This window comes from Bowmanella yangjiangensis, assembly GCF_017255015.1.
Taxonomy (GTDB): domain Bacteria; phylum Pseudomonadota; class Gammaproteobacteria; order Enterobacterales; family Alteromonadaceae; genus Bowmanella; species Bowmanella yangjiangensis.
The window spans coordinates 1-321 of record NZ_JAFKCS010000817.1; the positions used below are offsets into that span (position 1 = coordinate 1).

Genomic DNA, 321 nt, shown 5'->3' on the forward strand with positions numbered 1-321 from the left:
CTCATGCCGTCGTTGTTCTCGCCGAACTGACCGAGCTGCTCGGCGGCGCTGTGGCTGCCGTCACCGCGGTAGGCGGCGGAGTCGTCATGCAGCGGCTGGCCCCAGCTGATCAGCGGATCGAAGCGATAGCCGGCCGGCAGGGTGATGGTGTCGGCACGGGTGGCGGCCAGGTTGGCGAAGCCGAACGTCGAGTTGGCTTCGGCGATGCCGGCAGCCAGGGCGCTGCGGCCCAGCGGGCTGCCGGCGAGAAACAGTGCGGCGCCGGCCAGGGCGCCGGTGCCGATGAAGCGACGGCGGCTGATCGCCAGGCGCTGCAGGTCG

Annotated in this window: 1 protein-coding gene; it reads right to left on the reverse strand. The window is 72.0% G+C overall.

Features of this window, described 5'->3' with window-relative positions; translation table 11 throughout:
- A partial coding sequence (locus J0A65_RS26815) for an alkaline phosphatase PhoX (protein WP_206597209.1) occupies positions 1 to 321 on the reverse strand: 321 nt, incomplete at both ends.